General features: G+C 68.6%; 20 protein-coding genes. 4 read left to right on the top strand and 16 right to left on the bottom strand.

The genetic code is table 11. The features are described from left to right. Positions 1 to 259 precede the first annotated feature (259 nt). The 8 genes from ABZ909_RS26420 to ABZ909_RS26385 all read right to left on the bottom strand — a co-directional run bounded on the left by ABZ909_RS26420 (position 260) and on the right by ABZ909_RS26385 (position 9,525). Entirely contained in the window at positions 260 to 2,329 is a 2,070-nt protein-coding gene (locus tag ABZ909_RS26420; RefSeq protein ID WP_357004279.1) for a hypothetical protein, read from the bottom strand. Positions 2,330 to 3,020: 691 nt separating this feature from the next. Continuing rightward, positions 3,021 to 4,604 carry an FAD-dependent oxidoreductase gene (locus ABZ909_RS26415; protein WP_357004275.1) on the bottom strand — a complete coding sequence of 528 codons (1,584 nt, stop codon included), beginning with the start codon at positions 4,602 to 4,604 and terminating at the stop codon, positions 3,021 to 3,023. A gap of 15 nt (positions 4,605 to 4,619) precedes the next feature. Beyond that, entirely contained in the window at positions 4,620 to 5,624 is a 1,005-nt protein-coding gene (locus ABZ909_RS26410; protein WP_357004273.1) for a diiron oxygenase, read from the bottom strand. A 157-nt stretch (positions 5,625 to 5,781) separates the two neighbouring features. Next, positions 5,782 to 5,928: a hypothetical protein gene (locus tag ABZ909_RS26405; RefSeq protein ID WP_357004271.1), complete on the bottom strand. Its 147-nt coding sequence runs from the start codon at positions 5,926 to 5,928 to the stop codon at positions 5,782 to 5,784. A gap of 153 nt (positions 5,929 to 6,081) precedes the next feature. Beyond that, positions 6,082 to 6,225, bottom strand: a complete 144-nt coding sequence (locus tag ABZ909_RS26400) for a hypothetical protein (protein ID WP_357004269.1) — start codon at positions 6,223 to 6,225, stop codon at positions 6,082 to 6,084. 138 nt (positions 6,226 to 6,363) lie between these two features. Continuing rightward, entirely contained in the window at positions 6,364 to 8,031 is a 1,668-nt protein-coding gene (locus ABZ909_RS26395) for an N-acetylmuramoyl-L-alanine amidase (protein ID WP_357004266.1), read from the bottom strand. Between the two features lie 363 nt (positions 8,032 to 8,394). Then, the gene (locus ABZ909_RS26390) at positions 8,395 to 8,835 is read right to left on the bottom strand and encodes a Rieske (2Fe-2S) protein (protein WP_357004263.1); all 441 of its coding nucleotides are present in this window, start codon (positions 8,833 to 8,835) and stop codon (positions 8,395 to 8,397) included. Positions 8,836 to 8,967: 132 nt separating this feature from the next. After that, positions 8,968 to 9,525: a sigma-70 family RNA polymerase sigma factor gene (locus tag ABZ909_RS26385; protein WP_357004261.1), complete on the bottom strand. Its 558-nt coding sequence runs from the start codon at positions 9,523 to 9,525 to the stop codon at positions 8,968 to 8,970. Between the two features lie 183 nt (positions 9,526 to 9,708). Between ABZ909_RS26385 and ABZ909_RS26380 the strand changes: the two genes are divergently transcribed. From ABZ909_RS26380 to ABZ909_RS26370, 3 genes are all read left to right on the top strand, one after another. Then, positions 9,709 to 10,089, top strand: coding sequence for a hypothetical protein (locus tag ABZ909_RS26380; protein WP_357004259.1), 381 nt, complete (start codon positions 9,709 to 9,711; stop codon positions 10,087 to 10,089). Positions 10,090 to 10,162: 73 nt separating this feature from the next. Continuing rightward, on the top strand, positions 10,163 to 10,912 hold the full coding sequence (locus tag ABZ909_RS26375; protein WP_357004256.1) for an SDR family oxidoreductase: 750 nt from the start codon (positions 10,163 to 10,165) through the stop codon (positions 10,910 to 10,912). Positions 10,913 to 10,974: 62 nt separating this feature from the next. Further along, positions 10,975 to 11,727 (top strand): alpha/beta fold hydrolase, encoded by a 753-nt coding sequence (locus tag ABZ909_RS26370; RefSeq protein ID WP_357004253.1) that lies wholly within the window; start codon positions 10,975 to 10,977, stop codon positions 11,725 to 11,727. A gap of 18 nt (positions 11,728 to 11,745) precedes the next feature. Here the strand turns inward: ABZ909_RS26370 and ABZ909_RS26365 are convergent, their stop codons facing one another. The 4 genes from ABZ909_RS26365 to ABZ909_RS26350 form a co-directional block, all read right to left on the bottom strand. Continuing rightward, positions 11,746 to 13,119: a phosphatidylglycerol lysyltransferase domain-containing protein gene (locus ABZ909_RS26365; protein WP_357004250.1), complete on the bottom strand. Its 1,374-nt coding sequence runs from the start codon at positions 13,117 to 13,119 to the stop codon at positions 11,746 to 11,748. A 112-nt stretch (positions 13,120 to 13,231) separates the two neighbouring features. Beyond that, on the bottom strand, positions 13,232 to 14,194 hold the full coding sequence (locus ABZ909_RS26360) for a DUF5996 family protein (protein ID WP_357004247.1): 963 nt from the start codon (positions 14,192 to 14,194) through the stop codon (positions 13,232 to 13,234). 28 nt (positions 14,195 to 14,222) lie between these two features. After that, complete coding sequence (locus ABZ909_RS26355) at positions 14,223 to 14,879, bottom strand: FMN reductase (RefSeq protein ID WP_357004244.1); 657 nt, start codon at positions 14,877 to 14,879, stop codon at positions 14,223 to 14,225. 8 nt (positions 14,880 to 14,887) lie between these two features. Then, entirely contained in the window at positions 14,888 to 16,021 is a 1,134-nt protein-coding gene (locus ABZ909_RS26350) for an LLM class flavin-dependent oxidoreductase (protein WP_357004242.1), read from the bottom strand. A gap of 306 nt (positions 16,022 to 16,327) precedes the next feature. Between ABZ909_RS26350 and ABZ909_RS26345 the strand changes: the two genes are divergently transcribed. Next, complete coding sequence (locus ABZ909_RS26345) at positions 16,328 to 16,690, top strand: hypothetical protein (RefSeq protein WP_357004239.1); 363 nt, start codon at positions 16,328 to 16,330, stop codon at positions 16,688 to 16,690. 256 nt (positions 16,691 to 16,946) lie between these two features. Here ABZ909_RS26345 and ABZ909_RS26340 read toward each other — a convergent pair whose 3' ends face one another. The 4 genes from ABZ909_RS26340 to ABZ909_RS26325 form a co-directional block, all read right to left on the bottom strand. Further along, entirely contained in the window at positions 16,947 to 17,699 is a 753-nt protein-coding gene (locus tag ABZ909_RS26340; protein ID WP_357004236.1) for an SDR family oxidoreductase, read from the bottom strand. Between the two features lie 204 nt (positions 17,700 to 17,903). After that, positions 17,904 to 19,007, bottom strand: coding sequence for an MBL fold metallo-hydrolase (locus tag ABZ909_RS26335; protein ID WP_357004235.1), 1,104 nt, complete (start codon positions 19,005 to 19,007; stop codon positions 17,904 to 17,906). A gap of 334 nt (positions 19,008 to 19,341) precedes the next feature. After that, entirely contained in the window at positions 19,342 to 20,454 is a 1,113-nt protein-coding gene (locus tag ABZ909_RS26330; protein ID WP_357004233.1) for an alcohol dehydrogenase catalytic domain-containing protein, read from the bottom strand. Further along, positions 20,454 to 21,578 (bottom strand): acyl-CoA dehydrogenase family protein, encoded by a 1,125-nt coding sequence (locus tag ABZ909_RS26325; protein WP_357004231.1) that lies wholly within the window; start codon positions 21,576 to 21,578, stop codon positions 20,454 to 20,456. Before ABZ909_RS26325 ends, ABZ909_RS26330 begins: the two co-directional genes overlap by 1 nt.

Genomic DNA, 21,578 nt, shown 5'->3' with positions numbered 1-21,578 from the left:
CCTACGTCACCGCGGGGAGCAGGCCGACGGCGGGACGCAACCGCCCGATCTCCCCCGCAACCCCCACCGGCGTGCGGGACAACACACCCGACGGGGATTTACCGAAAAGCCCTCGCCCACATCGAATCGAACGCACCATGGGTCCGGCATCCGAATGATGCAGGCGCCCACCGAAGTTCAGCGCCGCCAGGACCCCGCCGGATCGATGCTGCAGCCGGATGATGACCCCGGCCGACGGGATGCACAGTGCCGCAGGGGATCAGTGGTGGCCACCGCCGCCACCTCCGCCCTTGCCGCCGCCACCCATTCCACCGCCCATGCCGCCATGGCTGCCGTCGGGTGAGGAGCCGCCGGGCCTGCCCGCGCCGCCGCCCTTGGTGGAGCCGCCGCCGTACGCGTTGCCGCCGGTACGGGTGCCGCCGCCAGTCGAGCCGCCCGGGGAACCGCCACCGGGGGCCGAGCCGCCGGGAAGGGTTGCGCCCGCACCGGTTCCGCCAGGTGCCGAGCCACCGTGGTTCGAGCCACCGGGATTGAACCCACCCGGAGAGCCGCCCGTGTTCGCTCCTGCCGGGTCGCCGGTTGCGCCGCCGGGAGTGCTGCCGCCACCGCCTGCGGGGGTGCCACTGTCGGGGGTCGAGGTACCGGGATTGCCGCCGGTGTTGGTTCCGCCGGTCGAAGTGCCCGGCGTGGAACCGCCGGGGTTCGAACCGCCCGCGGTTCCGTCGCCCGGTGTTCCCCCCGGGGTGCCGGGTTGGGTTCCGCCCGAAGTACTTCCGGGAGTTGTGCTGCCGGGATGGCCTGCGCCGGGCTGGTCGCTGCCAGGTTGACCGGTGCCCGGTTGACCCGAGCCGGGCTGGCCACTGCCAGGCTGGCCCGCGCCGAATTGACCGGTACCAGGCTGAACGCTGCCGGGCTGCCCCGTGCCGGGTTGCGTTGCGCCGGAGAGCGTTCCGCCTTCGAGGGTGCCGGGGGCACCGACCTTGGGGACCTGGCCGGAGAAGGCGCCGACGGTCCAGCCGACGGGGGCGGGGTTCGGGAACGGGAGGGGGTTGGTGAACTGCGCCGGGTTGCCGTAGGTGCCGACCGTGCCTGTGATAGTGCGGGTTTCGCAGTGGGTGCCGCCGCCGGTGGAGTCGACGGGGTGGCCGTTGACCCAGGTGGGGGTGACGGTCGGGGCCAGCGGGGAGTATCCGCGGACGGCTGCCACGGTGGCGATGGCGTGGGAGCCGGTGCCGGGCAGCGCGGCGACATCGTCGAGGACGACGACATCGTGGGTGCCGAGGGCCGCGGTACCGGAGGACGGTTCGGTGGGTTCGGGCGCAGCCTGAAGTCCGGGCGGTCCGGCGACGGGCCCGCCGAGCACGGTGGCGGCGGACATCGCGAGCGCGGAAGCCACTGCGGCCCCGGAGATTACGGCGGCACGGGGGGCGTATCGGGCGATGGCGGAGCCGGTGTCCACGCTGTGAAAGGCCGCGATGGACGCACCCACCGCCGCAGTGTTGGCCGGATCGGGCGACATGACGACCGGGCGGCCCAGATCCGACAGCACGCGGGACACCTCGGCGGGGCGGGCCGCGCCGCCGATCAGCAGGACCCGGTCGATCTCCTCCATGTGCAGCCCGGCTCCGTGCACGACCGAGCGCACCAACCGCAGCGAATTGCGAATGTGCCAGCTGCGCAGGCGATTCGTGTCGGCGGCAGGCACCACGGCCGAGACGGGCTGCGTCGAGCCGGGCGCGATGCTGCGTGCGTAGCGGGCCAGCAGGGCGCCCAGCGGGCGTCCGCCGTAGTCCTTCGAGCGTTCGGCCCGCCCGAGGATGCCGCGTTCATCGCGATCGGACTCGGTGCGTACGACCGCTATGTCCAGGGCGTTCCCGCCGAGGTCGTAGACCAGGGTGAGCCCGGATTCGGAGATGCCGTATTCCTCGTCGAGCCATTCCACGGCCGCCACCGGCTCGGGCATGAGCGTGACGTCGGCGGCGCCGGACCAGTCCAGCGCCCGCCGCAATCGCGTGACGTGTTTGTCCGAATAGCAAGCGGGATAGGTGGTTACGGCGGGGGCCTCGGGGGCGTTGGTCTCGATGAGCCCGTTCACCACGGCCGCCACCAGGTCTGCCGGGGACCAGATACGACCGCCGATGACCATCGGGTCCGGCTCGGTCGTGAGATCGGCGAAGTCGGTGACCACCGGGGCGAACCGGGGAATGCCCCCGATCTGCGGTCCGCCGGCGCTGTCGAAGGTGACGGCGGTCCGGCGAACGCGCACCGCGGGCCGGTGCCGATCACCGGCCGTGGCCGCCCAGACGGAGTTCACTGTGCCGATGCTCATGCCAAAGCCAACTGTCATTGCCATCCCGTCAACGCACCGAGACCACGGCCCACGGGCATACCAACCATGTGGTCGCGGTCGTTTTCCAAACAGCGCGTTCAGGTTAGCTGGCGTTTGCGGTACTCGAATCTCGAATCGGGAGAAAAGATTTCGCGTCCAGTAGCGAAGATGGCGAATCTACTGGTCAGGCAATATTACAAGCAAGATCGAATCCGACCGCACAATAAAAGCAACCGAACAGTCTTTCCCAATGGCTACAATTCAGCGAACAGATGATTCATACCAACCGGTAGGCGAGGAGTGTCCGAAAAATAAAACCGCGACGTCATAACAGGGGTGTGAATTACCGATCACTGGTCGGTAGCTGCCCCGGATTACCCCATATGAGCCGCTTCATCTTCCGTGATTCGCGATGAAATCTTCTCTACTCCCGCAGATGTCGCCGCGAGCAAACACGGCATTACAACTCGCACAACACCATCGGTACAGTGCATCCGGACGGCCCCCGAAGATTCGCAACCGAAGCACGACCGGATACGTTGCCCAGCACAAAAAGTCATCATCTACGACACGAGAAGCCGTCCGAGATAGAGGAAGATCGGCTGCAGAAGGGGGCGAAGCGGCGAAGGCCGCCGGACGCGTCGGGGGTTGGCGGGCGGCGGCCTTCATGGGCGGCGCTGACAGGGGTGGGTCAGCGGCGCACCATCAGGGAAAGCTTGCGGCGGGGGCGGTTGACCGCGCCGCCACGGACGGCGTGCGGCTGACGCTCACCGACCAGTCGATCGAAATCGCCTGCGCTACAAGCGGGTCGGGCCAGGCGGCCGGCATTGAAGTCGTCCACCAGCTGACGCACCGTCTGCTGCGCACACGACTTGTTGGTGCCGATGAATCCGGTCGGACCGCGCTTGATCCAGCCGGTGACATACGCGCCGGGCACCACGGAGCCGCCGGACTCCTCGAGCACCCGGCCGTCCAGATTCGGGATGACCCCGGCCCGCTCGTCGAACGGCACGCCCGGCAGCGCCACGCCCCGGTAGCCCACCGAGGTGAGCACCAGCCCGGCCTCGAGGGCCCCGACATCGCCGGTCGCCACCGCGTGCACCGCACCGTCATCACCGGCGACGAGCTCGTTGCGCACCACCTCGACCCCGGTCACCCGGTCCATGCCCGCGATGGCGGTGGGCGCCGACAGGTACCGGAACACGATGCGCTTGCGCCCGCCGACCGGCCGATCGGCCAAGCCGCGCAACAGCTTCAGCTTGTGCTCGACCTTCTGCGACATGCCCTCGACGATCTCGGGAATCTCGCCCTCGACCACGATGTCGACGTCCGCGCCCAGCAGGCCAACGAATTCCGGCACAGTGAAGGCGGATTCGGCCGGACCGCGCCGCCCGAGGATCACGACCTCCTCGATATTGCTGCGCCGCAGGGCATTCAACGCCCGCTGCGAGACATCGGTGCCGACCAGCAGCTCCGGATCAGCGGTGAGAATCCGCGCGACGTCCAGCGCCACATTACCGTTGCCCACGATCACCGCGCGCCGGTGCGACAGGTCGAAAAACCGGCCCGCCTGATCCGGGTGCCCGTTGTACCAGGCCACGAAGTCGGTGGCGGAGGTGCTGCCCGGCAGCCCCTCCCCCGGAATCCCGAGCTTACGGTCCGAGGACGCGCCGACCGCGTAGATCACCGCGTGGTGGTGCGCCAGCAGTTCCTCGTGCGAGACATGCTGTCCCACATTCACATTCAGATAGGACCCGAAGCCCGGCTGCGCCGAGATCACGTCGAAGAGGTCCCCGACCTTGCGGGTCTTGGTGTGATCGGGCGCAACACCGAAGCGGGCCAGGCCGTAGGGCGTGGTCACCTTGTCGAACACTGTCACGGAAACGCCGGGCTGCGTGAGCAGTTCGTCGGCCGCGTACATGGCCGAGGGCCCGGAGCCGATGACCGCCACCCGCAGTGGCTCCCGCCCGGGCTTGACCTCCGCGGCCGGAATCGGCTGCGCCAGCAGCGGCCGCGGCCGCTCCTGCCGGTAGAAGTCGGCATTGATCTCGATGAACGGCAGCTGCTCGGAAGTCAGCTTCTTCGACGACGTGATGGCGTCCACCGGACACGCGGTGGCGCACGCCCCGCAGTCCACGCAGGCCTGCGGGTCGACGTAGAGCATTTCCGCGGTCAGGAAGTCCGGCTCATCCGGGGTCGGATGGATGCAGTTGACCGGGCAGGCGTAGACGCAGGACGCGTCGCTGCAACAGGATTGGGTGACAACGTACGGCACTGTACGTCCCCTGCCCTACGCGGCCTTGCCGGAGCGGATCGGCTCCGAGCGGTAGCGGGAGGCGGGGCCGTCGACGCCGAGCAGCTTCCAGACCCGCTTGGAGATCGGGTTCATCAGGCCGATCTCGTGAGCCAGCGCGCGCACGTCGATGAAGTAGTCGCTGAAGACCTGCTTGGCCTCCTCGGAACCGTAGAACAGTTCCTTGCGCACCTGCTCCGGAATGTCGAACTCCTGGAAGAACTTCTTCGGCGGGGTCGCGATGGAGCGGCCCAGGATGAACATGACGATCGGCATGGCGATCGAGAGGATGAAACGGTTGACCGCGTTCTGCTCCGGCACATGGTGCTTGAGGAACTCGTGCGCGAAGGAGATGTGACGCGCCTCCTCGGCGACGTGAATGCTCATGACGCCGCGCATGATCGGGTGCACCTCCTCGCCCGAGCGCAGGATCTGCTTCTGGATGTGGTCGATCGGCTCCTCGCCGGCGAGCACGGCCATGAAGAAGAGGTTGGGGAACGCGATCGCGACCGGCACGCCGAACAGGCGCAGCTGCCGGACGAGCGGGCCCATGCCCGGGACGTCCGTGCCGATGCGGTTCACCATCTCCTGGAACATCAGGGTGTGGTTGAGTTCCTCGGCCATCTCGTGGGTGCAGTAGCGGAACTCCGCATCACCGTTGGGCAGCGAGAAGGTGTGGTTCACCATGCCGCTGATCAGGATGGACTCGAACTGCAGGCCGACCTTGGCGATATTGGCCTGCCGGTACTTGCCGACCTCGATCTGCTGCTCCACCGGGAGCGACTGGTACCAGTCGTGGCGGCCGAGGGGGTCCGCGGACTCCGGCAGGATCCAGCGCTCGGGGCGGGCGTTGGCGTCGAAGTCGGGGTTGTCCCAGTCGATGTCCTCGTAGGGGTCGAAGTGCTTGTTCACCGACCCTTCCGAGAGCAGCAGCAGCTTGTTGGCGTACTCCTGAGCTTCGGCAACCACGGGGTCGTCAACGGGGGTCGTGGTCGGAGACATCGTCGTCACCTCTCCAGTCAGTCGCGTTATGTGTACCCCATAGTTACACCAAACAGGAGAGGCGTCAACAGCCCGTTCGCAAGATGCTTGCACGAGTTAGCGGCGATTAGCACGCGGTGCCGCGGCGAACCGGCGAGTAGCAGGACAAATGATCACTTCAGAGCGCTACCACCCTGGTGACACGCCGGAACAGACCGGTCAGCGAATGATGCCGGCGGCTCCCCGAACCCTGGGCGATCAGCGCCTGCCGGGCCGCGATCGCAGCGCCATCGGCGATGGTGCGCTCCGGATCGGAGGCCACCACCGGCTCGGCGCACCCATGCCCACCCGCAGCAGCGTGACATCCGGCCCGGACCCGCCGAGGTCGTAGACCAGAGCCAACCCGGTGTGAGCGGCCCGCGTTCAGCGGGGGGCCAGGACGCGGCGGCGATCGGCTCGGCCACCAGGGTGGCCCGGGTCAGGCGACACCGTCGAGGGCGGTGCGCAAATCGGCCACCAGGGCGGCGGGGTATCCGGCCGGATGGGTCACCGCGATTCCCGTTCCAGGCGGGTGACGGCGAATCAGCCCGCGCGCGTTCGGATCGCGGAATGTTTGCCTCATGTCGGCATTTCGCCCGAAACGGGACAGCAGATGCCGAACGGTTCGGATGGGGCCGAGGTAGACGAAGGTCGCCCCGCTCCGGAGGATTCGGAGCGGGGCGACCCGCGGTGGGGCGGTTCGAACTACATGGTGGCCGCGCTACTTGGTGGCCGCGCTCAGCAGCGTGCTGCCCAGCACCGACACCACGGTGTAGGCCAGGTTGACCAGGCCGGAAGCGAGACCGGAGTCGCCCGTGAGCATATTGGCCAGCGGGCCGAGGAACTTCACGGCCATCTGCATCAGCGTGCTCACGGAGTTCACGTTCAGACCGTTGGACTTGGAGTTCTGGTCGGTCGCAGGGGCCTGCGGGCCCAGAATCGACTGCGTGCCCAGGCGATCCGGCGTGGCCGGAGTCCCCTGACCGCCCGGGGTGCCCGGCGATTGCCATTGCGGCGCACGCTGATCCGCGATCGGCTGGGCGGCGGGGTTGGTCTGCGCGGGCTGTACCGCCTGCGGCTGCGTTCCCGCCTGGGGTGCGGTCTGTGGCTGGGTACCCGGCTGCCCCGGCGTCTGCGACTGTCCCCAGGAGTTCAGGAGCTGTTCGGCGAGCTGCTGGAAGAACTGCGGGCCGACCTCGAAGCCGGGCACCGCGTTGCCCGGCTGCTGCGCCGGAGCCGGATTGCGTTGCGCCGGAGCGGGAGCCGTCGGCGCGGGCGGCTGGGTCTGCCCCGGCTGAGCCTGTCCCGGTTGTGTCTGTCCTGGCTGAGCCTGTCCCGGTTGAGCCTGTCCCGGTTGTGTCTGTCCCGGCTGAGCCTGCCCCGGTTGCGCCGGAGCAGCCGGAACGGTGGTCCGGGGCGCCTGCGCCGGAACCACCGTCCGCGGGACCTGCGGGACTGCGGCTTGCGGCGTCTGCGCGGAGGCGGGGGCCTGCGAAGGCTGCGCCGGGGCAGCCTGGGGCGTATGGGCGGGCTGCGCCGGAACCTGCTGTCCCGGTTGCGTTCCCGGCTCGGACGCCTGCCCGGTGTCGGCGGGCACCGGCACGCCGAGCAGGTAGGACGCGATCCCGGTGGTGATGGTGACGGCGTGCTTGAGCTGCCCCTCGGGGGTTTCCAGCTGCTGCGCGTCCTCGGCATTGGCGCCATTGCCCATTTCGAGGAACACTTCCGGCACCGTGGTCAGCGCGGGCCCGGCGATGTCGGAGCGGGTCTGAAGTCCGTCGACCGCCCCGTTGTAGGTGGCGGCCTGATACCCGCTCTGCAGATAGGCATCTCGCATGGCCTTGCTGGCGGTCAGCCCCTCGCCGGACTGCACCTCGTTGACCTTGGCGTCGGCGACGGGCAGCGCCGGCACGATGAGGTGGAAGCCGCGCCCGTCGGCGGGACCGCTGTCGGCGTGGATGCTGAGCGCGATATCGGCGCCGGAGGCATTGGCGGCCTTGGCCCGATCGTCGATGCAGCCACCCCAGCCGATGTCGTCGGGGCGACTCATGACCACGTGCGCGCCCAGGCCCTCGAGCGAGGTGCGCACCAGCTGCGCGACATTCCAGTTGATGGTGTGCTCGGCAATGCCGTGCAGGCTGGTCATGCCGGTGGTTTCGCACGCCTTGGTGCCACCGCGACCATTGCTGACCTGCTTGTTCTCATCCTGAGCGTGATTGGGGCCCTGATGGCCGGGGTCCAGGAAGATGGTCTTCCCGGCGAGCTTCTGGGGCAGCTCCGGCAGCGCGGGTGCGGCCAGGGCGGCGACCGGGACGATCCCGGCCACGGTGGTGATGGCCGCCGCGGCGACGACGGTGCAGATTCCGGCCTTAGTGATGCTTGGCTTCATAAGCGGACGGCGCTCGGGGCGGAGCGCCCCTCCCTTCCCACTAGTAACACCAGACCCAGCTGTTCACTCTGGCAACATCAGTTACTCTATGGCAAGCTTCGTGATGGAACCGTTACCAGTGGTCAGACGTCCGAAAATCATCATCCGGGCACCACCGGCCGCAATGGGCAAAGATCACTGCGCCCACTATCCCGCACTCGGCAGCCCTGCCCGGGCGACGCGCCCACACGGAACCCGCCCCCGCACATCGTGGCGTGCGGGGGCGGTCAGGTCGGTTCTGAGAGCGGGCGGCGCTATACGCCCCGAGCCGAACTCGGGGCGGCTCGACACTCTCCCCGGCGTCGAGCTGGATGACGGGTGCGGTCAGGCCGAGACGATCTGATCCCCGTCGACGCGGATGGCCCTGGAGTCCAGCGCGCGCGGTGCGGGACCGCCGGCGACCGTGCCGTCCAGGTTGAATGTGCTGCCGTGGCACGGGCACTTGATCAGGCCGCCCTCGACGGCATTCACCTTGCAGCCCAGGTGGGTACAGGTGGACGAGAACCCGTCGAAGGTGCCGGCGACGGGCTGGGTGATCACGGTGTCACCGCTGATGATGCCGCCGCCGACCGGAACGTCGCTGGTATTGGCCAGGACGTTGCCCTGTTTCTTGGCGGGGGCCGGATTGGGTGCGGCCGAGGCCGATTTGTCGGAGGTGCCGCTGCAACCGGCCACGGTGAGCGCGGTCGCGGCGACGGCGGTGGTGGCCAGGGCGGTCCGGCGGTCCATGCGGAATCCGTCGGGAGCAGGGGTGGTGTCGGTCATCGGTAACTCCTCGCTCGGGGCCGAGCCGATGTGGATCGGCCGCTGCTTGTTCGACGTGCGGAGGGGGTCGGTGGGTTCACATGTCCGCGACATACCTACGGCCGCAGGGAAACTACCTCCTCCGGCGTCGGGTCACGCGCTGATCGGCAATCGGCGCAGCGAGCGCAGGGCGTAGTGCACCCGGGTCTTGACGGTGCCGACCGGTATGCCCAGGTCGGCGGCCACATCCTGGTAGGCGCGATCACGCAGGATCACCTGCACGACCGCGTCGCGCTGCGGCGGCGGCAGCTGGGCCAGCAGGTCGGCGACCAGCAGCCCGTCGGCCAGCGCCTCGGTGAAGTCGGGGCGAGCGAAGCGGTTCTCGGCCTGCGCCCCGATCTCGTCCCAGCTGGTGTCGCCGGGGCGGGCGGCCCGGAAGCGGGCGGTATCGATGAGCACATTGCGTTCGATGGTGAGCAGCCAGGTGCGCACACTGCCCCGATCAGGGTCATAGCTGGCGCAGGCGCGCCAAGCCCGCAGCAGGGTCTCCTGCACGGCGTGTTCGGCGAGGCCCTGGTCGCCGAGGCGGCTGATGGCCCGCCAGTGCAGCAGGCCGCGGTCGGCGGCCAGGACGGCCGCCAGGCCCGCATCGGTGCACAGCCGAGCGCAGTGGACGGCGCATCCGGTGCTGACCGGGCGAAGACTTCCCATGCTTGAATATCGTCGCGGGAGCCGAAAGAGCATCGCTCGAGTTTGTGAATTCACCGAAACCTCCCGTTTTCCCGCAACCAGACCGCGATTTCTGATAGACCCTCCCCTGGAGATGCGGGGATCTCTCCCGACACCGCACGCCGGGAACCGTGCGGTGCAGTGAGCTGCTCAGGGAGGAACACCGTGCGTGCAAGCGCGCTCGCGGCCGCGGGAGCATTCGCTTCCGCGCTGACAATGGCCGCAACCGGAATTGCGGCCGCCGAACCGGCCACCGATATCACGGTGGACGGGACGTATTTGGTCAATGTGGATATCAAGCCGGGCACGTATATCGGCGACGGGACGCCGGATCCGGGCGCCGGCGCGTGCTTCTGGCGGCGGCTGTGGAAGGTCCAGCAGCCGGGCGATTACCCGGACCCGAACTACTACATCATCGCCAGCGACTCCACCCGGACGAAGCCGATCACGGTGGAGATCAAGGCGACCGATGTGGGGTTCTCGACCGAGAACTGCGGGGCCTGGCATCTACAGCCCGCGCGGCCCGATACGGGCTCGTTCGGGTGACCACGGTTCGGAAGGGGTCTCGGGGGCTTGCCCGAGACCCCTTCCGAACGCATCCCACGGCTAGGGTGGCCGCATGACCAGGCGGAAGATTCTCATCACCGGCGCCAGCTCCGGATTGGGCGCGGGCATGGCCCGCGAATTCGCGCGTCGGGGACGGGATCTGGCGCTGTGCGCGCGACGGGTCTCGAACCTCGAGCAGCTGCGCGACGAGCTGCTGGCCGCGCACCCGGGGATCACTGTCGCGATGCGCGCGCTGGACGTCGACGATCACGCGGCCGTCCCGAAGGTCTTCGACGAGCTGCGCGCCGAGCTCGGCGGGCTGGACCGGATCATCGTCAACGCCGGGATCGGCAAGGGCGCGCGCATCGGCACCGGCCGCGCCGACGCCAATCTCGCCACCGCCACCACGAACTTCGTGAGCGCGCTGGCCCAGGCCGAGGCAGCCATGGGCATCTTCCGCGAGCAGCGGGCCGGGCACCTGGTGCTCATCTCGTCCATGAGCGCGGTGCGCGGGCTGCCGGGCAAGAAGGCGGCGTACGCGGCCAGCAAGGCGGGCGTGACGGCGCTGGGCGAGGGTCTGGCCATCGAGCTGCGCGGGACCCCGATCCGGGTGACCACGGTGCAGCCGGGATTCATCGCCACCGACATGGCCGCCAAGGCCGGGGACGCGAAACTGGTTGTGCCGCTGGACAAGGGCGTGAATTCCATGGTGGCCGCCATCGAGCGGGAGGCGGTGCGCGCGTCCGTGCCCGAATGGCCCTGGCGGGTACTGGGATTGGTGATGCCGCTGCTGCCGCGCGCGATCATGGCGCGGATGGGCTAGGACGGTGAGCAATCGGCGCGAAGGCTGTCGCATGACCGAATCGCACCGATAGCATCGCGGCCATGGCGAAATTCACCACCTGGGACGGCTTGGAACTCAACTACCGCGTGTGGGAGGGCGAGGGCGTTCCGGTGGTGTTGCAGCACGGAATCGTGGCCGACACCAATGCCAATTGGATGAGTGTGGGTGTGGTCTCGGCGCTGCAGCGGGCGGGCCATCACGTCATCTCGCTGGACGCGCGCGGCCACGGCCGCTCCGAGAAGCCGCACGACCCGGCCCGCTACTCGTGGCAGGCCATGGCCGACGACATGCGCGCATTGTTCGACGAACTCGGGCTGGATCGCGTCGCGGTGGCGGGCTATTCGATGGGTGCGATCGTCTCGCTGCTGGTGGCGGGCGCCGACAAGCGGGTGGAGCGGCTGGCCATCGGCGGTATCGGCAGCGGCGTGGTGGACTGCGGCGGAATCGATTGGCGCGTCATCAATGCCGCGGACATCACGACCGCCATGTCCGGTGACGGCTCCGGTGCGGTTCCCCGGGCTCGCATGTTCCGCATCCTGGCCGACGCGCTGGGCGCAGACCTCGAGGCCATCGCGGTGCTCGCCGCCGGATTGGGCGAGGCCCCGATCGAATCCCTGTCCGGCATCACCATTCCCACCCTGGTGCTGGCGGGCGACAACGATCCGTTCGCGGCCGAACCCGAACGTCTCGCCGCCGCCCTGCCCAACGCCACCTGTGTGGTGGTCCCCGGCGATCACCTCGCCGCCGTCGCCAACCCCGCCTTTGCCGCGGCCCTGGTCGACTTCCTGCGGTGAGAACCGTCCGAGCGTCGGCTAATACTGCTTGCGGTGCGGGACGAACTCCAAGGTGAGCAGCGCCAGCGCCGCGATCAGGACCTCGCGCCAGCGGATCAGGACGTAGCGCTGATCGCCGAAGGCGTTGAACTTGCGCAGGAACCGGTACAGCGATTCCAGCCGGATGAGCGGATCGCCCAGCCGCACCGCGAAATACACCGTCTGCATGGTCCGCGACCGGTGCTTGTCGGCGAAGATCTCCGGAAACGCCGCGAAGGCCAGCGAGATTCGCTTGATCCCGTGTTCGCGCGCGTACTCCACCAGGTCCACGATCATGCGCTCGTCGAGGCCGTTGGGTGCGTCGCGCCGCCGCCACGGCACGTCCAGGCTGAGGTCCTGACCGTTGCCGGAGGCGCCGTAGCGCTGGAATCCCACCACCTGGCCGTCCGCGCCGCGGGCGATCACCACCAGCATGCCGGGGTGCCGGCCGTCGAGCAGGTGGTCGAGGATCATGGAGAAGCCGCGGGTCTGCCGCCCGCTTCCCCACTCGTCGACGATGGACAGCAGCGTCTCGCGCTGGGGTTCGGTGAGTGCGACCTCGGGCAGGATCTCGGTGGTGACGCCGAAGTTCCTGGTGCGGCTCACCGCCTGCCGCAGGTTGCGGTACTTGCGGCCGACCATGTCGAAGCGGTCGACGTCGACGACCACGTCCCGGCCGACGGCGATGGCGTGCAGCCCACGGTGGTCCACCGCCCGCCGCTGCCATATCTCGGTGACCTCCGGGCTGGCGCCCAGCACCGCGATGCGCCAGCCGTGGCTGCCCACGAAAAGCGAGAATTCGGTGAGCAATTCGGGGAACCGGCCGGGGTCACCGATGGGGTCGCCGGAGACCACCGCCATGCCGAGCCGGGCCCGGTAGGCGATGGCGGCGGAGCCGCTCTCGTTGAAGAAGTAGGTCTTGGACGAGTGCAGCGCGAAGGGCGCCAGCGGATCCCCCTGGCTGCGCCGCACCAGTTCGGCCACCCGGGGCAGCTGCTCGGGCTGCGGCTTGCTGCCCTGCGGCAGCACCAGGATGGCGCCGCTGGCCGCCAGGAAGACGAAGCCGACCACCGCGTGGTCGGTGCGATAGCTGAAGTTCGAGACCACCAGGGTCAGCGCCGCGTAGGTGAGGTGCGGCAGGGTGATGGGCCGGCGCAGGTACAGCCCGCGGGCCACGAACAGCCCGGCGAAGGACACCGCCACGAACCAGCCGTGGTCATTGCCCTCACGGGAGGCCCGCTCGGCTGCCCAGACCAGGATGACGCTGCCCAGGACCAGCGCGCCCATCAGGCCGACACGGGTACTCGGCCCGGCGGTGAAGGTGGTTTCCCGATACGCGGTCAACGTCGGATTCGGTATGCGTTGCTCACGCATCTGGACCCCTTTTCTCCACATGCGAAAGTCTCACGGGCCCTCTCCCCATGGTGAGCCCTCCGCATCTCCCTCTTCAACACACTATGTCGGAGAGACGATTCGAGGCACCGAGTTATTCCGGCCAACCTAGCCGTGGCGAGGTGAGCACAGGGTCGGTGATGCCATTGTTGCAGGCCAGACCGACCGCATCCCAGCCCGCGAGACTCGATCCGGCCTCGTATTGGGATTGGAAGAAATCCAGGGCGGTGCCGACGGGGTCGGCGCTGGCGCGGACGTCGTCATAGGGCAGGTAGGCGTTGTGGCCGGACCCGGAGACCACCCAGCGGGCCTCGGCCGGTCGGAGCGGCCGATCGCTGAGTCCGGCGGGCTCGGGAGCGGTGTAGGAGTAGAAGGTCGGGGCGGGGGTCTTGGCGTCGCCGAACCAGAATCCGGCGCTGATCACCTCCCTGGAATACGCCTCGCGGGTGACCGGATCCACGCTGTCGGGCATCGGGACCTTGCGGTCGGAGAAGCGCTGCACGGACAGGTCGAAGGTGTGCCAGAACAGCTGGACCGGACTGATCTTGCCGGAGTAGGTGGCGCTGAATTCTTCCAGGATGCGCCCGACCTGGCTGTGTACATGGAACGCACGCTGAGCGGCGGCCGGATCGTAGGTGCGGTGTTCTTCGTCCTCGTCGAAGGGCCGGCCGTGGTCGGGCAGGTCGAAGGGGGTGGGGTGGGCCAGGACCACCTCGACGCCGAGGTTGCGCAGCGCGTTCGTGGCCTCACGGTAGAAGCTCGCCACCGACTGGCCCGCGAGCGGGACCTCCTCCTCCGTGCCGCGGTCGTTGCAGATCCGCAGCACGTGGTCGAAGAAGTCGAAGGAGCAGGTGAAGACCGGGCCCTCGGTGACGGTGCCGAGCGCGACGGTGGTCCAGCCGCGGGCGGTCAGCCGGTAGGTCAGGTGCCACCAGTGGTTGCGTCTGATGCCCTTGGCCAGCGCCACCTTGCCGATGATCTGGGCGTAGCGGTGCAGGGTTTCCTTGGTGGGCCGCCACGATTCGAGCGGGATGGCGGGCAGTATTTCCTCGGCCATGCGCTCATGCTACCCAGCGACCGATTGACTACCGCCCGTCTCCGGTGTGCCCGGCCAGCAGCTCACTGAACGGGCGCACCGCGCCGACGCCATTGCCGGAGCTGCGGCCACGGACCGGCTCGTTCTGCAGAAAGCCTTGTACGCCGGCGGGTTCGGCGACGACGAGCCGGGCCAATTCGGCGGCCGCGCGGTGGATGCGCTCGGTCAGTCCGGTGGAGCCGAAGTCCTCGGTGGCGGCGAAGACGCCGGTCGGTACCACCACGGACCGCAGGTAGGTGAATAGCGGACGCATGGCGTGATCGAGCACCAGCGAATGCCGGGCGGTGCCAGCGGTGGCGGCGATCAGGACCGGCATGCCATTGAGCGCATCGGTGTCGAGGACGTCGATGAACATCTTGAACAGGCCGCTGTAGCTCGCCGTGAACACCGGTGTCACCGCGATGATGCCGTCGGCGTCGGAGACCTGCTGCCGGGCCGCGACCACCGCGGGCGTGGGCAGCCCGCCGGTGGTCATGGTGGTGGCGAGATCGCCTGCCAGTTCCCGCAGTTCGATGACCTCGACCTCGAGGTTCTCTCCGCGCCCGCCCACCGCCGCGGCGACCGCGGCGGCGAGCTGGTCGGCGAGCAGCCGGGTGGAGGAGGGCTGGGAGAGCCCGGCGGTCAGCACTACGAGTTTGCGACTCATGCTCGTCCTCAGTTCTTTTCGGCGAGCACGCGCGCGCGGGCGGGCTCGACCAGGTGGTGCGGGGCATCGGGGCCAGCGGCGACCAGGGACGCGTGGGTGGGCGGATCGCTGGGCACTCCGGCGGCGCGGCGCGCCTCGAATTCCTTGCGCAGCACCGGGACGACCTCCTTGCCGAGGATCTCGAGCTGGTCGAGGACCATGTCCAGCGGGAGGCCGGCGTGGTCCATGAGGAACAGCTGCCGCTGGTAGTCGCCGACATTGTCGGCAAAGCCCAGGGTGCGTTCGATGACCTGTTCGGGGGTGCCGACGGTGAGCGGGGTCAGTTCGGTGAAGTCCTCCATCGACGGGCCGTGCCCGTACACGGGCGCGTTGTCGAAGTAGGGGCGGAAGATCCGCTTGGCCTCGGCCTCGGTCTCGGCCATGAAGACCTGGCCGCCGAGTCCGACGATGGCCTGTTCGGCGGCGCCGTGCCCGTAGTGCTCGAAGCGGCGGCGGTACAGGTTCACCATCTGCCGGGTGTGCTGCTGGTCCCAGAAGATGTTGTTGTGGAAGAAGCCGTCACCGTAATAGGCGGCCTGCTCGGCGATTTCGGGCGAGCGGATGGAGCCGTGCCACACGAACGGCGGGGTGCCGTCGAGCGGGGCGGGGGTGGCGGTGAAGCCCTGCAGCGGGGTGCGGAACTTGCCCTCCCAGTCCACGCGCTGTTCGCGCCACAGCCGGCGCAGCAGGTGGTAGTTCTCCACCGCCAGCGGGATGCCGTCGCGAATGTCCTTGCCGAACCACGGGTAGACGGGTCCGGTGTTGCCGCGGCCCATCATGAGGTCCACCCGGCCGCCGGCCAGGTGCTGCAGCATGGCGAAGTCCTCGGCGATCTTCACCGGGTCGTTGGTGGTGATGAGGGTGGTGGAGGTGGACAGCACGAGCTTCTCGGTCCGCGCCGCGATGTAGCCGAGCATGGTGGTCGGCGAGGACGGCACGAACGGCGGGTTGTGGTGCTCGCCGGTGGCGAACACGTCGAGGCCGACCTCTTCAGCCTTGAGGGCGATGCGGACCATCGCCTGGATGCGCTCGGCCTCGGTCGGGGTGCGGCCGGTGGTGGGGTCCATCGTCACGTCACCGACGCTGAAAATTCCGAACTGCACGGGTCCTCCTCGGGTCGCTGCCATTTTTGGTGGATATGGCAACCACTTGAACATAGGGTGTGGCGGGGCTATTCCGGGGCGTGAGCGCGGGGTGATTCGTGCCACTACCGCACCCGCGGAGCAACCCGAGCCACAATGCCGGAATTCCGCCGACACCTGGCCGATTCGGTCTATCGAGGACTGCGGAGTACCCGCAAACTACCTGTGGGTACAGCGAAAGACTCAGTAGTGCAAGATCTTTCGACGTATCCTGAACATTCCCCGCGCAACGCCAGAGATCTCGAGCATGGACAGGGGGTAGATCCAATGGCGGACAACTCCGTCGGTACGGCATACGCCGTTGTCGTCACCGCGGTCGCCGATCCGATGCAGGTGGAGGGCCTGGAATGGGATCGTGCGGTGGAATACCTGCCCAGTATCGATTCCCGCACCATGCAGAAGTGGGTGCGCTTACAGGAGGGCGGCCCCGATCCCCGTCGCGGCGTGGTCATTCCGGGCCCGCAGCGCCGGGTCGGTCACCGACATCCCTATCGCGAGGTCTGCGTCCCCTCGGCCGAATACCAGCTTTTCAGCGCGGCGGTCCGCACCAACCGCCGCCGCGCCCTGACCACCACCTGCGCCGAGGACGAAGCCCGTCAGCGAGCCCGCCTGTTGTCCACGGCGCACTGACCGTCCGCTATCCAGCGACCGTCGCACCGGGCCGCTCGGGGGGTCGAGCGGAACTCGGAGACGGATCGAATCCTTCCGCGCGGCACTGTGTTCGGAGGTCCCGGGACGGGCGACAGCCACCAGCGCGCACCCGGCCCGGAATCGACGACCGCTCCACATCCGCGCCCCGGCAAACGTCAGCAGGTCGCGGTGGCCCATGGCAGCCGGGTGCGATTCGACCGCACCCGGCCGGTGTCCACGGTTGGCGCGGGCGTGCTCAGAACATCGCGCCGTTGGCGCGGATCGTCTGTCCGGAGACCCAACCCGCCTCGGCGCTGACCAGCCACCCGACCAACGGTGCGGTGTCGGCGGGGAGCCCGAGACGCCCGTGCGGATTGTGCAGTGCCGCGGCCGCAATGGATTCGGGCGTCTCCGCGCCCCGGAAGAAGTCGTCGTCGACCGGACCGGGCGCGACGGCATTGACCGTGATACCGCGCTCACCCAACTCCTTGGCCGCGGCGACCACCATTCGCTCGACGGCCGCCTTCGATCCCGAATACAGCCCGTAGGTGCCGGTCATGATCGAGGTGAGCGTGGTGGACAACACGACATAGCGGCCATTGTCGGCAATGTGCCGGGCCGTGGCGCGCAGCGTATTGAACGCGGTCCGGGTATTGCGCACGATCAGCTGATCGAAGTCGTCGTCGGTGGTATCCGCGATCGGCTTCTTGATGACCCGCCCCGGCACGTGCACGACGATATCCAGCTTGCCGTGGCGCGCGACGACATCCGTGAACAGTGCGTCGACCTCCGCGGCCGAGGTGGCGTCGGAGCGGACCGCCTCCACCGTCGCGCCGAGCGTCTCGAGCGTCGCGAGCGTTGCCTTGGCGGCCTGCTCGTCCCCCTGATAGGTGACGATCGTGGTGGCACCGCGCCCGGCGATGTTCTTGGCGAATTCCGCACCCTGATTGCGAGTGCCGCCGATGATCAGAGCGACCTTGCCCTCTAGGTCCCGCACAACTTGCGACATCAGTCGAAATCCCTTTTCTCTCTCCGGTTTCGAACCTCTGCCATTCTGTCGAGAACCCCACGCCAGGCCCAGGACCGATCGCGTCAAGCAGGTAACCGACCACGCCAAGCGGACCGGCGTCGGCCCGGAAGAGTAGGTACGGGACAGGGGGCGGGCGCAGTTCCCGTGCTTGCTATTCAATGTGCTATTCCGTTGTGGTGCAATCTATTCCATGATGATCGTCTGGAGGTCGCTGCCGACGATCACCTTGCCGCTGTAGCCCTGCTGGGCCCAGTGGGTCCATTGGACGGGGTCGACGGTTCCGGTGGGGCCGAAGTCGGCGATGTGGGAGAGCACGAGGGTGGGGACGTCGGCCTGGTGTGCGATGGCACCGACCTGCTGTACCGCGGTATGCGATTGCGTCATGTGCGATTGCGCCGCCGCGGACAGGCTGCCGCCCTCGGTGTTGATCGCCTCGTGGACCAGAACCTGCGATCCGTGGGCGAGTTGTATGAGGTTGTCGGAATTGGTGGTGTCACCGGAGAAGGTGACGGCGCCGTGGTCGGTGTCGAAGCGGAAGGCGAAGGAGGGGAACACCGGTCCGTGTGGCACGAGGGTGGCCGTGACCCGTACCCGGTCGTCGCTCATCACCGGGAACGGCGTGGTCGCCGGAGCCGTGTTGGTGTAGCTCGCGCCGTTGTCCGGCAACGAGATTTCGTGGACGACCGCGATGGCGCCGGTGTCCTGGAGTCCGGTGTCCCGCATCAGCACGTTGTCGCTGTAGGCGAAGGCCTCGTTGCACCGCTGGGTCAGTGTCGCCAGTCCCGGGGTGGGGTCGCCCGGTTGGGCGGGTGGTGGATTCGCTCCGCCGAACGCGGGCTGGAGTCCGCCCGCGGGTCCCGGCCCGTACACGTGGACCGGTGGGGAGACGCCGTCGGCCGTGCTCGTATCGGTGGAGCCGCCGAGCATGAAGAAGTTGTTGTAGTCCGCGACGTGATCGGCGTGCAGGTGGGTGATGAAGATGTTCTTCAGGGCGGCGAATTTCAACCCGGCCCGGTGGTACTGCCACACCGAGGATTGGCCGCAGTCCACGAGGTAGACATGCCCGTCGACCACCAGCGCGGTGGAGATGCCGGTCCGGTCGCCCTGCACATAGGGTCCGGCCCGGGTGCCGAGCAGGACGAGTCCCAGCTTGACCGATGCCGGCGGGGCGGCCGCGGTCGTGGTGGCGGATGCGGGCGTGGACCCCTTCTTCGACGAGCTGCACGCGGAGATTCCGAGAACTGCTGCCGCACCACCGATTCCGACCAAGACCGAGCGCCGGTCCACTGCCGGAGATCCGGGTTCACCGTGCGGGCTCCCACACGAGGTACACATATCCGATGGCTCCTTCGACACGGGCCACCGGAAATCACGGAGGAACGACTACCGCGAGGACGAATTCGGACGGCCCCGGAGGGCGGCGGGCGGATACCGACGTCGACGGCGGCCCCACGATATGCACGAATGCTGCGGGCTGACCGCGTCCCAGGACATATTTCATGATCAGGCTACCGCCGCCCGACCAGCGATCATCGGGTTTCGCGGCAACCGTCACCGGTCCGACGCCGCCGCGCCGGACTGCCCGGCGAGATGTCGGCTCGCCGGGCATTCCGGAGCAGGGTCAGGAATGGTCGAACATGATGATCTGACGGACCGCTCTTCCCTCGGCCAGCAGATCCATCGCGGCATTGATCTCCTCGAGCCGGATGCGCGAGGAGATCAATTTCTCCACCGGCAGCCGCCCGTCGCGCCACATCTGTTCGTAGCGGGGAATATCCCGGGCCGGCACGGCGGAACCCAGGTAGCTGCCGACGATGGTGCGGGCCTCGGCGGTGATGCTCAGCGGTGGCAGGGTCACCGTCGAATTCGGCCCGGGCAGGCCGACCGTGATGGTCATACCGCCGGGTTCGGTTGCCGCATAGGCGGTTTCGAACGCCGATGGATGCCCGGCGCACTCCACCACGTACCGCGCCCGGATCCCCTCGTCGGTGATCTGCTCCGGCGTGTACGTCTCGGTCGCCCCGAGCTCCTCGGCCATGGCGAGCTTGTCCACCATCCGATCCACGGCGATAACCCGTTCCACGCCAATGGCTTTCGCTGTCAGCAGTGCCGCCATCCCGACTCCGCCGAGCCCGACCACCATGAGGCTGTCCCGCGGCCCGGGATCGGCGACGTTCAGCACGGCTCCGCCGCCGGTCAGCACCGCGCACCCGAACAGTGCCGCGATCTCCGGCGGCACCGAGTTGCCGACCGGCACCAGGGAGGCCCGGTCCACCACGGCGTGCGTGGCGAAGCCGGAGACGCCCAGGTGATGCCGCACCCGGTCGCCGCCGCGCGACAGGTGCCCGGCATGGTGCAGCAGTTCACCGGCGGTATTGGCGCGGGTGCCCGCGGTGCAGGGCAGCTGCCCGTCCCGCGCGCACGCGTCGCACTCTTCGCAGCGCGGCAGGAAGGACATGACCACTCGCTGTCCGATGAGCAGATCGGCGACCCGCTCGCCGACCGCCACCACGGTGCCCGCGGCCTCGTGGCCGAGCAGCATGGGCAGCGGGCGTGGCCGATTGCCGTCCACCACACTCAGATCCGAGTGGCACAGCCCGGCCGCCTCGATGGCGACCAGCACCTCGGTGGGCCCGGGATCGCCGAGTTCGAGCCGGCACACGCTGATCGGCCGCGACTGTGCGTAGGGCCGCCCGCGTCCGATCTCCTCCAGAACCGCGCCGCGAATGTGCATCAGATTTCGACCATCTGGTAGTCGGCCACGTACCCGCCGAGGTAGCGCAGGTGGTCGGTGGAGTCACCGAGGGTGTGCTCGATGGCGGTGAGCCGCGCGGTGTAGTGGCCGACGGGGTATTCGTCGGTCATGCCGATGCCGCCGTGCATCTGGATGGCCTCCTGCCCGATGTGCCGGGCAGAGCGCCCGATCCGCAGTTTGGCGCGGGAGGCGACGACCGGATCGACGATGCCGTCGGCCAGCGACATGGACGCGTACATGCTCATGCCGCGGGCCAGCTCCAGCGACACGTACATGTCGGCGGCGCGCTGGGTCAGCGTCTGGAAGGTGCGCAGCGGCACCCCGAACTGCTTGCGCGTCTTCAGGTATTCCGCGGTGAGCCGCAGGGACTCCTCCATCGCGCCGATGGCCTCGGCGCACAGCGCGGCCTGCGCCTCGGCCAGCGCGGCCTGGATGGCGGCGGCGGCATCGACCGGCTCGCCGAGCGGTTCGGCCACGGCGCCGTCGAATGCGATGTCCGCGCCGCGCAGCCCGTCGTGGGTGGCGTAGGCGGTGCGCCGCACGCCCGGATCGGCGGGATCGACGAGGAACAGCCCGATGCCGTCGTCGAGTGCCGCGCTCACGATGAGCAGATCGGCGCAATCACCGTGGGAGACCGGGTGTTTGCGGCCGGTGATGCGCCAGCCGTCCGGCTGCCGAACCGCGTGGGTGACGGTGTCGGTGGCGGGCCAGCGCAGCCCCGGCTCGCCGTGCGCGAAGGCGAGCTTGAGCTCCCCCTCGGCAATGCGCGGCAGCAGGTCCTTGCGCTGCGCGTCGGCGCCCACGGCGGAGACGAGCCCGCCCGGCAGCAGCGCGCAATCCAGCACGGGTTCGGGGGCCAGTGCGCGGCCGATCTCGGTCATGACCAGCATGGCCTCGATGGGCCCGGCACCCATGCCGCCGTCCTCCTCGGCGAATGTCAGTCCGAGCAGGCCGATTTCGGCGAAGGTGGCCCAGATCTTGGGATCCCAGCCGAGTTCGGTGCCGACGATGTCGTTGCGGCGCTCGGGGGTGTAGCCGCGGGACAGTACCTCACGCACGGTGTCGCGCAGCATGTCCTGTTCGGGGGTGAGATCGAAATCCAT

The organism is Nocardia sp. NPDC046763 (assembly GCF_040645495.1).
Classification (GTDB): domain Bacteria; phylum Actinomycetota; class Actinomycetes; order Mycobacteriales; family Mycobacteriaceae; genus Nocardia.
This window is presented reverse-complemented; position numbering and strand designations above follow the sequence as displayed.

What these genes read in the sequence shown, in the direction of transcription:
- ABZ909_RS26420 (WP_357004279.1), bottom strand. Translation starts at nt 2,329, where the DNA reads ATGAGCATCGGCACAGTGAACTCCGTCTGGGCGGCCACGGCCGGTGAT.
- ABZ909_RS26410 (WP_357004273.1), bottom strand. Translation starts at nt 5,624, where the DNA reads ATGTCTCCGACCACGACCCCCGTTGACGACCCCGTGGTTGCCGAAGCT.
- ABZ909_RS26400 (WP_357004269.1), bottom strand. Translation starts at nt 6,225, where the DNA reads ATGAGGCAAACATTCCGCGATCCGAACGCGCGCGGGCTGATTCGCCGT.
- ABZ909_RS26395 (WP_357004266.1), bottom strand. Translation starts at nt 8,031, where the DNA reads ATGAAGCCAAGCATCACTAAGGCCGGAATCTGCACCGTCGTCGCCGCG.
- ABZ909_RS26390 (WP_357004263.1), bottom strand. Translation starts at nt 8,835, where the DNA reads ATGACCGACACCACCCCTGCTCCCGACGGATTCCGCATGGACCGCCGG.
- ABZ909_RS26385 (WP_357004261.1), bottom strand. Translation starts at nt 9,525, where the DNA reads ATGGGAAGTCTTCGCCCGGTCAGCACCGGATGCGCCGTCCACTGCGCT.
- ABZ909_RS26375 (WP_357004256.1), top strand. Translation starts at nt 10,163, where the DNA reads ATGACCAGGCGGAAGATTCTCATCACCGGCGCCAGCTCCGGATTGGGC.
- ABZ909_RS26370 (WP_357004253.1), top strand. Translation starts at nt 10,975, where the DNA reads ATGGCGAAATTCACCACCTGGGACGGCTTGGAACTCAACTACCGCGTG.
- ABZ909_RS26365 (WP_357004250.1), bottom strand. Translation starts at nt 13,119, where the DNA reads ATGCGTGAGCAACGCATACCGAATCCGACGTTGACCGCGTATCGGGAA.
- ABZ909_RS26360 (WP_357004247.1), bottom strand. Translation starts at nt 14,194, where the DNA reads ATGGCCGAGGAAATACTGCCCGCCATCCCGCTCGAATCGTGGCGGCCC.
- ABZ909_RS26355 (WP_357004244.1), bottom strand. Translation starts at nt 14,879, where the DNA reads ATGAGTCGCAAACTCGTAGTGCTGACCGCCGGGCTCTCCCAGCCCTCC.
- ABZ909_RS26345 (WP_357004239.1), top strand. Translation starts at nt 16,328, where the DNA reads ATGGCGGACAACTCCGTCGGTACGGCATACGCCGTTGTCGTCACCGCG.
- ABZ909_RS26340 (WP_357004236.1), bottom strand. Translation starts at nt 17,699, where the DNA reads ATGTCGCAAGTTGTGCGGGACCTAGAGGGCAAGGTCGCTCTGATCATC.
- ABZ909_RS26330 (WP_357004233.1), bottom strand. Translation starts at nt 20,454, where the DNA reads ATGCACATTCGCGGCGCGGTTCTGGAGGAGATCGGACGCGGGCGGCCC.
- ABZ909_RS26325 (WP_357004231.1), bottom strand. Translation starts at nt 21,578, where the DNA reads ATGGATTTCGATCTCACCCCCGAACAGGACATGCTGCGCGACACCGTG.